Genomic DNA, 12,796 nt, shown 5'->3' with positions numbered 1-12,796 from the left:
CGCTGGTCGCCGCGTTCGGGCCACCTGCGGCCACGGCGAGCGGACCGGGACACTCCGGTGACGCGCCCTACCGCGGCAAGGTGATCTCGCAGCTGCGACACATGACACTGGAGCAGAAGGTCGGTCAGCTCTTCGTCATCGAGGTGGCCGGGCGCGACGCCTACGCGCCGAGCGACGCAGCGAAGGCGATCAACCGGCGGATGTACGGCGTGGACACCCCCGCCCAGGCTGTCGCGAAGTACCAGCCCGGCGGCGTCATCTACTACACGACACGCAACAACGACGAGAACATCGGCGACCCTGCGCAGGTCGCGACGTTGTCCAACGGCCTTCAGCGTGCCGCGTTGTCCCTGCCGTCCCGCATCCCGCTGCAGATCTCGGTCGACCAGGAGGGCGGTGCACTCGTCGCCCGCTTCGGGCCTCCCGCGACCCAGATGCCCGGCAACATGGCGCTCGGTGCAGGCCGGTCGACACGAGATGCTCGACGCTCGGCCGAGGTCATCGGCACCGAGCTCGATGCCGTCGGGGTCACTCAGGACTACGCTCCCGTCGCCGACGTCAACGTCAACCCCAACAACCCGGTCATCGGGATCCGGTCGATCGGGTCCGACCCGGGGCTGGTCTCGCGTCTGGTCGCCGCCCAGGTCCGCGGCTACCGTGCCGGCGGGGTCTCCGCCGTCGCCAAGCACTTCCCGGGGCACGGCGACACCGCCAAGGACAGCCACTTCGGTCTCCCCGAGGTGACGCACGACCGAGCCGAGCTGGAAGCGATCGACCTCCCGCCGTTCCGGGCCGCGATCGACGCCGGGATCGAGTCGATCATGACGGCGCACATCGTCCTGCCGGCGATCGACCCCGGTGTGCCGGCGACCATGTCGCACAAGATCCTGACCGGTCTGCTGCGCGAGGAGCTCGGGTTCGAGGGCCTCATCGTCACCGACGCGCTGGACATGCAGGGCGCCACCGCGACCTACCCGCCGGACGTCGCGCCCGTCCGCGCCTTCCTCGCGGGAGCCGACCAGCTGCTCGTGCCGCCGCAGATGGACACCGCCTACAACGCCGTGCTCGACGCCGTCCGCAGCGGCGAGATCAGCAAGCAGCGTCTCGACGAGTCGGTCTACCGCATCCTGCTGCACAAGCACCGCCGCGGGATCTTCGGTGACCCCTACGTCGACCCGGTGGCGGCCACCCACGTCGTCGGAGCCCCCGAGCACGTGGCCGACGCCCAGGCCATCACCGACCGGACGACCACCCTGGTCAAGAACGACGACGCGCTCCTGCCGCTCACGGCCGGACCTCGTCGGGTGCTCGTCGCCGGGTGGGGAGTCGGGACCACACAGACGATCGCGAACGCGGTCGCAGCACGGGGGGCGACCCCCCAGGTCCTGGAGTCGGGGACGACACCGACGGCCGCCGCGATCGCCAACGCCGTGACAGCAGCGCGAGCGTCCGACCTCGTGGTGGTGACGACCAACAACGCCTACGGCTTCAACCCGGACACCGGCCAGCCGACCGCGGCCGCGGTGGCGCAGACCGCGCTGGTCCGGGCGCTGCTGGCGACGGGGACGCCGGTCGTGGCCGTGGCGGTCCGCAACCCGTACGACGTCGCGTCGTTCCCCGCGGCGCCCACCGTGCTGGACACGTACGGGTACACCGCGCACCAGATGGACTCACTGGTCCGCGTCATGTTCGGCGAGCTCGAACCCACCGGGAAGCTTCCGGTCTCGATCCCGCGGGCGGACGGCACGGGCGACCTGTTCCCGTTCGGGCACGGGCTGGGCTACTGACGGGAGCGTCTGCGGCTATCGGTCCGTGTGAGGCTGTCCCCGCAGGAGGGGCAGCCGGACCGTGACGCACAGCCCACCGGCAGGCCGAGGGGCGAGGGTCAGAGTGCCAGCGTGCGCGCGGGCGATGTGCTGGACGATCGCCAGGCCGAGGCCGACCCCGGAGTGGTCGGCGTGGATGCGATCGGTGCCGCGCCGGAACGGCTCGGCCAGTGTCGCGACGAGCTGCGGGCTGAGCAGCTCGCCGGTGTTCTCCACGGTGAGCAGCACGCTGGCGGGCTCGACTCCCGTGGTCACCTGCACGTGGCCGTGCGCCGGCAGGTTGTGGACGATCGCGTTGTGGATGAGGTTGGTGGTCAACTGCAGCAACAGCGTGGGCGAGCCGCTGGTCGTCGCGACGTCACCGGAGGTCTGGATGCTGACGCCGCGCCGTTCCGCGAGCGGGAGCAGGGTCTCGGTGGCCTCTTCGGCGAGCAGCGACAGGTCGACAGGCTCGTGGGTGAAGGAGCCCTGGTCTGTGCGGCTGAGCAGGAGCAGGGCTTGGGTGAGCTCGATCGCCCGGGTGTTGACTGCCGAGAGACGTTCCACGAGCTCCCCCGTGTCGCGGCTCGGGTCCTTCCGAGCGAGATCGAGGAGCGTCTGCGTCACCGCCAGCGGCGTACGCAGCTCGTGCGAGGCGTTGGCCGCGAACCGCTGCTGCTCGGCGACGTGCGCCTCGAGTCGTCCCAGCATGGTGTCGAAGGCGTCGGCGAGCTCACGGAACTCGTCGTGTCGACCGTCGAGGTCGATCCGGTGCGAGAGCTCGCCGGTCGCCGCCCGACGCGTGGCAAGGGTGATGCGGGTCAGTGGAGCGAGCATCCGACCGGCGAGGAACCAGCCTCCGGCGAGACCGACCAGGAGCAGGACCGCCAGTGCTTGAGCAGCTCTCGGTGCGAAGGCTTCCAGCAGGTCGGAGCGTGTGGGGGTGAAGGGGCCGGGGCCGAGGTTCGCATGGTCGGGCACATAGCGCAGGAGGAACACCCAGACCGTGGCGAGGAGCAGGGCACCGGCGACCATCAAGAAGCCGGCATAGCTGAGGGTGAGCTTGAGCCGCACGCTCATCCCGGGCGCCCTAGCCACCGCGTGCTCCCTCGCGCCCCACGTGCGTCTGCGTGTCGAGGCGATACCCGACGCCGGGAACCGTGGCGATCAGCCCGGGTTCCCCGAGTCGCTTGCGGAGGCCGGAGACGGTGATGCGTACGGCGTTGGTGAACGGGTTCGCGTTCTCGTCCCACGCCCGCTCGAGGAGCTGCTCCGCGCTGATGACGCCACCCTCGGCAAGGACGAGGATCTCGAGGACGGCGAACTGCTTGCGGGTGAGCGGGACGTAGCGGCCGTCTCGATAGACCTCGCGGCGGAACGGGTCGAGTCGGAGGCCGGCCACCTCGTGCACGGGCGGTCTGCTGTGCGCGCGGCGACGATCGAGCGCCCGCAACCGCAGCACCAGCTCCCTCAGCTCGAACGGCTTGGTGAGGTAGTCGTCGACACCCAGCTCGAACCCTGACGCCTTGTCGTCGAGGCGGTCGGCGGCGGTGAGCATGAGGATCGGTGTCCCGGCCCCGGAGTCGACGATGCGCCGGGCGATCTCGTCTCCGGACGGGCCGGGGATGTCACGGTCCAGCACGGCGATGTCGTAGGCGTTGACGCTGAGCAGCTCCAGAGCGGTGTCACCGTCGCCCGCGATGTCGGCGGCGATCGCCTCCAGCCGGAGGGCGTCGCGGACCGCCTCCGCCAGGAACGGCTCGTCCTCGACGACCAGTACGCGCATCCTCCGATGGTAGGGAGTGGGCACCTATCGCCGCCGTATCGAAATCTGCGTACGCCCTGACAACACGCCCTTTCCTTGACTGGCGGCATGTCCCGTACCCAGGAACCGCGAGCGGCAGCGCGCCGCACCCGATCGATCCTCCTCACGGTCACGGTCGCGGCCGCGGCTGCCGCCACCGCCGCGCTGTGGGTGACCGTTCTCGGCATCCCGCAGACCGGCGTTCCCGCGGAGACCCGTGCCGTCGGCGCGAGCGGCAGGATCGCCGAGGGCGCGTCCGTCCTCGCCGAGATCCCTGCGGTGACGAACCTCGACCCAAGGCTCCGTACGGCGCTTCGCCGGGCGGCGACCGACGCGGCCGACGACGGTGTCGAGCTCGCCGTCAACAGTGGATGGCGCTCGTCCGACTACCAGGAGCAGCTCTTCCGAGAGGCCGCGGAGAAGTACGGCTCGGACGAGGAGGCCAGGCGGTGGGTCGCCCGGCCCGGGGCCTCGGTGCACGAGGCCGGGGACGCTGTCGACATCGGTCCGTCGACGGCCACGGCATGGCTGGCCGAGCACGGCGCCTCCTTCGGGCTCTGCCGGATCTACGACAACGAGCCGTGGCACTATGAGCTGCGAACCGACGCCGTGGCTCATGGTTGCCCACCGACCTACGCCGACCCGACCGAGGACCCGAGGATGCAGCGGTGATCATCGACCGGTACGGCGGCATCGGCCTCGTCATGCTGGCTCTTCTGCCGGTGGCAGCAGTGGTCGCGTGGGCGCTGGCACGCGTACGCCGTCGCGCAGGGAGCCCGACGAGATCGGCGTGGCGGGTGTCGCTCACCGAGGTCGGCATCGTGTACGGGACGGCACCGTGGGTCTGGCTCACCATGGAGCCGGGCAACCCCGCTGAGACCGGCACGGTGAGCCTGGTGCCGCTCCGGGACGTCGTCACCATGCCGCCGTACCAGGTCGTCGGGAACCTGTTGGTGTTCGCGGTGCTCGGCCTCCTGATCCCCGTGAGGTTCCGGGCACTCGCCTCGGTCCCGCGGGTCATGGTCGTCGCGGCCTTCTGCTCGCTGCTGATCGAGGTCACGCAGTACGTCGTCCAGCTGGGGCGCGTGGCCTCGGTCGACGACATCCTGCTCAACAGCGTCGGCGCAGGTCTCGCCGCTCTCGTCTCGCGCCCGTGGTGGCGCCGGTCGCGAGGGGCCGGCACGGCGTCGCGGCGGGAGCAGCCACGCGCGATCGCGTGAGCGCCACGACCATCAGGACCGACATCATTCCTCCGAAGATGCCGAACGCGCCCGCGAGCGACACACCACCTGCCACCGCGCCGAAGGTGGCCATCGCCGCCGGCATGAGGCAGTCGTCGCCGAGGCGCTGGATGGAGCCGAGGCGACCGAGGAACTGGGGCGCGACGCTCCGGACGAAGACGGCATAGAGCAGCGCTGAGGCGGCTCCTGCAGTGAGACCGATGATCACGCACGACGTGGCCGTGACGAGGACCGTGGGTGTCGCGAGGAGGACGATCGCGAGCCCCTGCACGACGAGCAGCGTGAATGCCAGTGGGGCGGGCCGGTGGGGTTGCCAGCGGATCATGACGGCTCCGCCCACGAGTGCGCCACACGCGACCAGGGCCTGGAGCACGCCCAGCGTCCCCGCGCCCCACTCCGCGTCGCGCACGCGGAGGGCGAGACCGAGCCCGAGCGCCGGCCCGACGGCGAGATTGAGGCCCGAGAGGGTGATCACGAGCGTCCTCGTCGTCCGGGTGGTCCTCAGGTGCCCGAACCCCTCCCCGATGGCGCGCAGCACCGGGGCCGGATCCATCCGGGGCATGGGGAACCGGAGGCGGAGCGCCACCGCCAGATAGCCGAGAACCCCGAGGTAGGTGATCGCGTTGAGCGCGGCACTGACCGTCAGCCCTCCGAAGGCGACCAGTCCACCGCCGATCGCGGCGCCGGTCATGGCGCCGAGACGTGCGGAGGTCTGGCTCGCCCCTCCGTACGCGGACAGGTCGTCCTCTCGCACGAGGTGACGACCGAGGGTGACGGCGGCCGGCTCGAAAATCGCGTCGCAGAGTCCGAAGCCGATCGCGGCGACGGCGAGCAGGGCGATCGACTCTCCTGCCAGGACCGCGACCGCGATGGTGCCGAGGAGGACGAGCACCCGAGCCGCGGTCGTCACGGTGAGGATCCGGCGTACGTCGAAGCGGTCGGCGACCGCCCCGCCGACCAGGAGGGCGGCGGCCCGGGGGAGCGTGCCGGCGGCAACGACCAGGCCGGCGACAGCGGGACTCGCGAGCTGCACCGCCGTCCACGCGAGAGCGATGATCCATGCGGCGTCGCCGGCGTCCGAGACACCCTTGACCACGAACCACCCGTGGACCATCCGATCTCGGGCGAAGGGCGGCACGGTCGACGTCGTCGTCATGGCGCGCTGGGGAAGCCGTGCGTGAAGACGAAGACCGGCTCTCGATCGTGGCCGTCGTCGACGTCGATCGCGTCGCGCCACTCGCGCCAGGTCCGGACGAGGGCCTGATGGAGCGCGTCCAGCTCCGCGGGTGTGGCGGAGGCGATCAACCCGCTGTTGAACGCGGCACGACGCCACTCTTCGCCCGCACCGTCAGACGCCCGCTTCCACGCTGCGAGCTTGGCGAGCTGGTGGTCGATGTTGACCCGCTCCGCGGCCTTCGCCTCCATCCGCGCAGCAGGGTCGGTGTTGAAGTCGTCGACCGACCAGGAGATCGAGCTCTGCACCAGTCGCCACCAGCTCGTCCGGGCGTCGGTTGCCAGCTCCGTCGCCTGGGAGACGACTCCGGCGCGCTCCAGCATCCGGAGGTGGTGGCTGATGCTTCCGACCTGCTGGTCGAGCGCGCGGGCCAGCGTGCTCACCTGGCACGGCCCGTGCAGATAGAGGTACTCGATCATCCGTCGCCGGGTCGGCTGCATCACGGCGCGCAGTGTCTCGATGGACGTCATGTCGCGACGCTAAGTTCGGTGGAGCAGTTGGACAACAGTTCTTGTACATCTCCGCCGAGCCGCTGCGGGCGCTACTGCCAGGTGATGCTCACGGTCTCAAAACCTGCCGCTGCGAGGAACGTACGGAGCCACTGCTCGGTGTTCGCGCGCGCACGGTCGACCAGCTCGGACTCGTCGGCTGCCTTGTCGATCCGGGCCTTCGCGGTCCGGAAGACCGGACTGTCGTCGGTCGGGTTCTCGGCGAAGAAGTCCTCGACACGGTCGGCGACGCCCCGCTGGCGCGAGACGATCCGTACCGACTGCTCGTCGATCTCGGCGCCGCTCAGCGTCGGTTGCGGGAGGGTGATCCTGATCGTGCCGGAGTCCTCGTCGACCGCGACGGAGTCCGCGTCGAGGCGGCTGAAGTCGACGGTGGCGCCCACCGAGCCGGTCACGATGGCGACGACGCGTTGGCCCGAGACGAAGCCGGGGACGAACTTCGTGTCGTTCTCGATGTCCACGTCCTGGGTGAAGTTGCCCTCGGCCGCGGTGAACTCCTCGAGCGTACGGATCCGTTCGAGCATCGTCGGCCCCGAGCGATCGACCGTCTCGGAGCCGAAGGGGTTGAAGCCGTCAAAGATGTTGAGGCGGTCGATCGCCATCACAGCAGCGATGGTGAGCAACGACGACGCGATCACCAGAGCGATCACGGTCTTGAACGCGGTCACACCGCTGCGCTGGAAGGCCACGGGCGTCAACATAGTGGCTCGACACGCGTCTGTGGTCCGGCCAGGGCCGCCGACGCGGCGCCTTCGGGCTCCGGTGCTCTGCCATAGTGCGGGGATGACTTCCTGGGTGCGCACCGCCGTCTCGTCAGTCCGGCAGGCGTACCGCGCGAGTGGTGCCGACCGACCGTTCGGCGACCCGCTGCCCGCGCACGGGGTCGCGATGGAGGGCTACTTCTGGCGGTTCACCGACCCCGCGTCGGGTCGCGTCGTGATCGCGCTCGACGGGGTGAACCAGGCCGCCGACGGGACGTGGTCGACGCTGGGACTCGCGGCTCACCCGGGCGGCTTCCTCCGCACCACGGCGCACCCGGCGGGCTCTGCCGCCGCGGACGGGCTGGGAGTGCTGTCGGGAGAGGCCTTCCACGGCACACCGGACATCCTGCGGGTCGATCTCGGCCCGGACGCGCGGCTCGACGTCAGGGTCACGACCCCGGTGCCGTGGCCGCGTCGGAGCGTGGGTGGATCGAGTGTGTTCCAGGCCGTGCCTGGTCTCAACCAGTACTGGCACCCGTGGCTTCTCGGCGGGTCTGCGTACGGCCAGGCCGTCGTCGGGACGGAGACCTGGGACCTCGACGGGTGGTCGGTGTACGCCGAGAAGAACTGGGGCAAGGGCGGGTTCCCCGACTCCTGGTGGTGGGGGCAGGCCCAAGGGTTCGCCGAGCGGTCGGTGTGCGTCGCCTTCGCCGGCGGGGAGGTGACTGCCGGCCCGATCCGGACCACGGTGACCGCCGTCGTCGTGCTCCTGCCCGACGGCCGGTTGGTCCGGCTGGGCGACCCGGTCGTGTCGCCGGTCCGTGCGGAGGTGAGTGACGAGCGTTGGACGCTGCGCGGGCGCAGTGCCCAGTGGCAGGTCGAGATCGAGGGCTCGGGCAATCTGGCGAGCGCGCACGTGCTTCCCGTTCCCCTCCCTGCGCAGCGGCGCAACGTGCCGGGTGCGATCGAGCATCTCGGCGCCACCATGCAGGTGACGGTGCGTCGCCGGGGACGGCGTGTCTGGGAAGGCGAGTCCCACCTCGCCGCACTCGAGCACGGCGGTATCGACCGGGCGCGCGCCGAGGTCGTACGCCGTGGCGGCGGGCCGGACGCCGTGGATGCTCCGCCGTTGTCGTAGCCGAGGCCTGACACCGGCGCGGCCTTATCGTGGCGGTGTGAGTGACGCCGCGGCGCATCTGCAGGTCCTGGTGATCGGCCTCGACCCCTTCCGGGTTCCCGGACCGTGGGATCCGGAGCCGGTCGCCGAGGCGATCGAGAGCGGCATGGCCGACCTGGCCGCCCGCGGTCATGACGCCGAGGCATGTCTGGTGGGGCTGGACGGCAGCGACGACATCCGCACGCGCGTCAGCAGTGCGCTTCGAGCGCGCCCTTGGAACTGTGTTGTCGTCGGCGGTGGTCTCCGCAAGGATGAGGACCAGCTCGAGCTCTTCGAAACGGTCGTCAACCTGGTCAGGCGTCACGCCTCTCAGGCGACCATCGCCTTCAACAGCACGCCCCACGACCTCGCAGACGCGGTCGTCCGATCTCTGCGATGAGCCCACGCCCAGGACCCGGCATCTGAAGGGATCCCCATGAACATCACTGCCCCCGACGGAACTCGCCTCGGCTATCGCCGAGTCGGTGCTGGCTCGCCGCTGGTGTGCGTCCCGGGAGGTCCGGCGTTGCCCGCCGACTACCTCGGCGACCTGGGCGGCATCAGCGACGAGGCGGAGCTGGTGCTCCTCGACCCCCGGGGGACCGGTGCGTCCGAGGCGCCCGCCGACCCCGCGACGTACCGGTGCGACCGGCTGGTCGACGACGTCGAGGCGCTGCGGTTGCACCTCGGCCTGGACACGCTCGCGCTGCTCGGCCACTCGGCCGGGGCGAACGTCGTCTACCGATACGCCGAGCAGTATCCGGACCGCGTCGAGCGACTCGTGCTGATCACTCCGAGCACTCGGGCCGTCGGCGTCGAGATCAGCGACGAAGCCCGGTCCGAGGTGGCGCGCTCGCGAGCGGCCGAGCCCTGGTACGCCGACGCGGCGGCCGCGCTCGACCGCATCCAGTCCGGCGCTCCCGACGAGGCGGACTGGGCCGCGTTCACCCCCTTCACCTACGGGCGGTGGGACGACGAGGCCGCCGCGTACGACGCCGAGATGGACGCGGCTCGCAACCCGGTGGCAGCCCAGGAGTTCGGCGCCGACGGGGCCTTCGAGCCCGAAGCCACGCGGGCCGCCCTGGCAGCGCTCGACATCCCGGTCCTCGTCCTCGCTGGGAGCGTGGACGTGGGCAATCCGGTCGGCCCGTTGAAGGAGCTCGCCGCCCTGTTCCCGCGCGGAGAGCTCGCGGTGCAGGACGGCGCCGGCCACTTCCCGTTCTTCGACGACCCGGCGGCCTTCCGCGCACTCGTGGCCGGGTGGTTGGCGCGCTGAGGCCGGTCGGGCGACCGTGTCAGTGGTTGCCGAGCACGGCCCACGCGATCAGGCTGTCGATCCGCCGGACGTCCGCGCCCTTGCTGAGCTTGACCTTGATGTGGCCGGCGCGCGTCCAAAGCTCGATCTCCGAGTTCCAGTCGAGCCGGCCGGCGTTCTCCGACGACCACATGTTGATCGTGTTGTACGGAAGCGAGTAGATCTCGACCTTCTTGCCGGTCAGCCCTTGTGCGTCCCGCACGATCAGGCGCTTCGACGTGAAGACGGCGCTGTCGCGGAAGGTCTTGAAGGCGGCGACGGGTTCCTCGCCCGGCACCAGCAGTGGCCTCACGTCCTCGGGGATCGGGATCTCGTTCTGCAAGGTCCAGGCGGCGATCGGGGCGGTTTCCATGCGGGTGCTCCTCAGAGCTCGATGACGATGTCGCGGAACAGACTGCCGTACGAGCGCCGTCAGACGGCCGTGTTCCGGATCATCTGCTGGAGGACCTTCACCGTCGTCGCATAGTCGGCGTCGTCGATGCCGCGATGGATCGCCTCCCGGATCGCCGGGGTGTGCTGCTTGAACGCGACACGAGCCTCCTCGCCCGCATCGGTGAGCCAGAGCCTCCCCTCGGCATCGCGAGTCAACCATCCGCGGTCCAGCATGACCTCCGCTTCGGCAGCGAGGTCGTCCTCGACTCTGAGGTAGGAGCTCATGGCCTGCTGGAGGTCGGGGACGGTCATGCCGTGGCCGTCGGAGGAGATGTCGTTCTTCGACAGGTTGCGCAGCAGCCAGAACTGCGGCTGGGTGAAGCCGAGCGCGGCTTGCTTCGCGCGGATGAACGCGATCACCGACTCGTAGGCGACCCCGGTCCAGTAGGCGACCGGTTGCGCGGTCACGTCGGCGTCTGCGGTTTGCTGTGTCGTCATTCGACGACCGTAGGACTTCAAGCAACGTTGAGGTCAACACGCGGGTTTGTGGTGCAGGTCACAGGGAACAAGACGGACAGCGCAGCGCTCTGGAGGTCCCCATGCCCGCACCCCGCCCCGCCCGACGTCCTCTCGCCGCAGTCTTGGCCGCCACGGCCGCGGTGCTGCTCGGCGCCTCGTTGCTCGCGGCTCCGCCGGCCGCCGCAGCACCTGACGGCCCCGCGCCCGGGAGCCCCGGCGCCAAGAGCACCTGGACCGAGGCCGACAAGACCGGCTTCGGCACCGCTCGGGCTCGCCGCAGCAACGTGTGGTTCACACTCCAGCGTGGCCGGGTCAGCGAGGTCTTCTATCCCGATCTGTCGACACCGAGCGTGCGGAGCCTCGAGCTCGTCGTCACCGACGGCAGGAGGTTCACCGACCGCGAGTCCGTCGACATGCGTCCGGCCACCACGCGACCTGACGCACGCAGCCTCCGGTTCCGCCAGGTCGGCGGGCGAGCCGGTCGCTATCGCATCGTCAAGCAGGTGACGACCGACCCGCGCCGCGCGGCCCTGGTCGTCCGTGTGCGTCTGCAGTCGCTGGACGGGCGCCGCTACCGCCTGTTCGTACGGCACGACCCGGCCCTGAACAACGGCGGAATGGATGACCGTGCCCGTACGGTCGGCCGGACGCTGGTCGCCAGTGACGGCCAGGTCGCGACCGCGCTGCGGTCCAGTCCGCGCCTCGGCGCGAGCAGCAACGGGTACGTCGGTCGTGCCAGCGACGGGTGGCGTGACCTGCGCCGTGATCACCGCCTCGACCGGCGCCACCGCTCGGCCGGACCCGGCAACGTCGTCCAGACCGCCCGCGTCAGCCGTGTCACTGGTCTGCCGGGGCGACAGCGCGCCACGCTCACCCTGGGGTTCGGGCGACGCCCGGCTGCAGCACGTGCGACCGCCGCCGCGAGCGCCCGTACGGCGTGGTCCAGCATCCAGCGCCGGTACGACCGCGGGTGGCACCGCTATCTCGCCTCGCTGAAGCGGGTTCCCGCGTCGGCAGCTCCGGTCCGGCGGCAGTACCTCGCTTCCGCGCTCGTGCTGGCCGCCGCCGAGGACAAGCGCAACCCCGGTGCCGTCGTCGCCTCGCCGTCCGCGCCGTGGGTGTGGGGCGACGAGGTCCCCGACCTCTCCTCGCCGTCCGGCGCCTACCACCTCGTCTGGTCACGCGACTCGTACGAGTTCGGCAGCGCGATGTGGGCCATGGGGGACAAGGCGGCGGCGCGACGCATCGTCGACTGGCTGTTCCGAGTGCAGCAGAAGCCCGACGGATCCTTCCCACAGAACTCCGACGTCGAAGGCGATCCGGTGTGGTCTGAGCTCCAGCTCGACGAGGTGGCGCTGCCGATCGTGCTCGCGCGGCTGACCGGCAAGACCGACCGCGCGACGTACCGGGGGGTGAAGCGCGCGGCCACCTTCCTCGAGCGTTTCCGCGACGAGGAGACCGGGCGCCCCGCGCCGTTCTCGCCGCAGGAGCGCTGGGAGAACCAGTCCGGCTACTCGCCGAACTCGATCGCCGCGCAGATCGCCGGCCTGGTGTGCGCCGCCGACATCGCGCGCAGGAACGGCGACCAGGAGTCCGCGGGCCGCTGGCTCCGCCTCGCCGACCGGTGGGCGTCCCAGGTCAAGGGCTGGACCGTCACCACAAACGGCCCGCTCTCGACGCGTCCGTACTTCCTGCGGCTCACCAAGAACGGGCTCCCCGACACGGCTTCGCCGTACGAGATGGGTGACGGGGGACCCGTCAGCATCGACCAGCGCCGGGTGGTCGACCCGAGCTTCCTCGCCCTCACCCGGTGGGGGATCCTCCCCGCGAACGACCCGGTGATCGCGTCGTCTCTCGCTGTCGTCGACCAGGAGCTGAAGGTGCAGACGCCGAACGGTCCGTTCTGGCGGCGGTTCAGCTTCGACGGGTACGGCGAGACACGCGAAGGCCGGCAGTGGGAGATCACCGAGCCGGGCACGGCCACCACGCTCGGCCGGGCCTGGCCGCTCCTCACCGGTGAGCGGGGTGAGCAGGAGGTGGCCGCCGGGCGCGACGCGTCGTCGTACCTCGCTGCGGTGGCGGCGGCCGCCAACGAGAGCGACATGATCTCCGAGCAGGTGTGGGACGGCCGACCACCGAC

At 70.7% G+C, this 12,796-nt stretch carries 14 protein-coding genes; 7 read left to right on the top strand and 7 right to left on the bottom strand.

All coding sequences use genetic code 11. The features are described from left to right. Positions 1–1,787, top strand: a 1,787-nt coding sequence (locus tag PV363_RS10455) for a glycoside hydrolase family 3 protein (protein WP_366525471.1), incomplete at its 5' end; no start/stop codon positions are given. A 15-nt stretch (positions 1,788–1,802) separates the two neighbouring features. On the opposite strand, the gene PV363_RS10450 is transcribed toward PV363_RS10455, so the two are convergent. Next, complete coding sequence (locus PV363_RS10450) at positions 1,803–2,885, bottom strand: HAMP domain-containing sensor histidine kinase (RefSeq protein WP_255559274.1); 1,083 nt, start codon at positions 2,883–2,885, stop codon at positions 1,803–1,805. 10 nt (positions 2,886–2,895) lie between these two features. Next, the gene (locus PV363_RS10445) at positions 2,896–3,591 is read right to left on the bottom strand and encodes a response regulator transcription factor (protein ID WP_220341064.1); all 696 of its coding nucleotides are present in this window, start codon (positions 3,589–3,591) and stop codon (positions 2,896–2,898) included. Positions 3,592–3,678: 87 nt separating this feature from the next. Between PV363_RS10445 and PV363_RS10440 the strand changes: the two genes are divergently transcribed. Together PV363_RS10440 and PV363_RS10435 are read left to right on the top strand one after the other, a co-directional pair. After that, positions 3,679–4,281 carry a M15 family metallopeptidase gene (locus tag PV363_RS10440; RefSeq protein ID WP_301022292.1) on the top strand — a complete coding sequence of 201 codons (603 nt, stop codon included), beginning with the start codon at positions 3,679–3,681 and terminating at the stop codon, positions 4,279–4,281. Next, entirely contained in the window at positions 4,278–4,829 is a 552-nt protein-coding gene (locus PV363_RS10435; RefSeq protein ID WP_301022291.1) for a VanZ family protein, read from the top strand. Before PV363_RS10440 ends, PV363_RS10435 begins: the two co-directional genes overlap by 4 nt. Here PV363_RS10435 and PV363_RS10430 read toward each other — a convergent pair. The 3 genes from PV363_RS10430 to PV363_RS10420 all read right to left on the bottom strand — a co-directional run bounded on the left by PV363_RS10430 (position 4,720) and on the right by PV363_RS10420 (position 7,282). Beyond that, positions 4,720–6,006: an MFS transporter gene (locus PV363_RS10430; RefSeq protein ID WP_301022290.1), complete on the bottom strand. Its 1,287-nt coding sequence runs from the start codon at positions 6,004–6,006 to the stop codon at positions 4,720–4,722. The genes PV363_RS10435 and PV363_RS10430 overlap by 110 nt on opposite strands. Beyond that, entirely contained in the window at positions 6,003–6,554 is a 552-nt protein-coding gene (locus PV363_RS10425; protein ID WP_301022289.1) for a helix-turn-helix domain-containing protein, read from the bottom strand. Before PV363_RS10425 ends, PV363_RS10430 begins: the two co-directional genes overlap by 4 nt. Before the next feature lie 71 nt (positions 6,555–6,625). Beyond that, positions 6,626–7,282 carry a DUF4230 domain-containing protein gene (locus tag PV363_RS10420; RefSeq protein WP_301022288.1) on the bottom strand — a complete coding sequence of 219 codons (657 nt, stop codon included), beginning with the start codon at positions 7,280–7,282 and terminating at the stop codon, positions 6,626–6,628. A gap of 94 nt (positions 7,283–7,376) precedes the next feature. On the opposite strand from PV363_RS10420, the gene PV363_RS10415 reads away from it, so the two are divergent. Genes PV363_RS10415 through PV363_RS10405 form a run of 3 tightly spaced genes read left to right on the top strand, consistent with a single transcriptional unit; the run spans position 7,377 to position 9,726 of the window. Then, positions 7,377–8,432 (top strand): tocopherol cyclase family protein, encoded by a 1,056-nt coding sequence (locus PV363_RS10415; protein WP_301022287.1) that lies wholly within the window; start codon positions 7,377–7,379, stop codon positions 8,430–8,432. Between the two features lie 37 nt (positions 8,433–8,469). Then, positions 8,470–8,850, top strand: coding sequence for a hypothetical protein (locus PV363_RS10410; RefSeq protein ID WP_220341069.1), 381 nt, complete (start codon positions 8,470–8,472; stop codon positions 8,848–8,850). 36 nt (positions 8,851–8,886) lie between these two features. Beyond that, on the top strand, positions 8,887–9,726 hold the full coding sequence (locus tag PV363_RS10405) for an alpha/beta hydrolase (protein WP_301022286.1): 840 nt from the start codon (positions 8,887–8,889) through the stop codon (positions 9,724–9,726). A gap of 19 nt (positions 9,727–9,745) precedes the next feature. Here PV363_RS10405 and PV363_RS10400 read toward each other — a convergent pair whose 3' ends face one another. Together PV363_RS10400 and PV363_RS10395 are read right to left on the bottom strand one after the other, a co-directional pair. Continuing rightward, positions 9,746–10,117 carry a PH domain-containing protein gene (locus PV363_RS10400; protein ID WP_220341071.1) on the bottom strand — a complete coding sequence of 124 codons (372 nt, stop codon included), beginning with the start codon at positions 10,115–10,117 and terminating at the stop codon, positions 9,746–9,748. A gap of 59 nt (positions 10,118–10,176) precedes the next feature. Continuing rightward, positions 10,177–10,635: a hypothetical protein gene (locus PV363_RS10395; protein ID WP_220365502.1), complete on the bottom strand. Its 459-nt coding sequence runs from the start codon at positions 10,633–10,635 to the stop codon at positions 10,177–10,179. Between the two features lie 101 nt (positions 10,636–10,736). On the opposite strand from PV363_RS10395, the gene PV363_RS10390 reads away from it, so the two are divergent. After that, positions 10,737–12,796, top strand: a 2,060-nt coding sequence (locus tag PV363_RS10390) for a glycoside hydrolase family 15 protein (RefSeq protein WP_301022285.1), incomplete at its 3' end; no start/stop codon positions are given.

This window comes from Mumia sp., from assembly GCF_028803055.1.
In the GTDB taxonomy this organism is placed as follows: domain Bacteria; phylum Actinomycetota; class Actinomycetes; order Propionibacteriales; family Nocardioidaceae; genus Mumia.
This window is presented reverse-complemented; position numbering and strand designations above follow the sequence as displayed.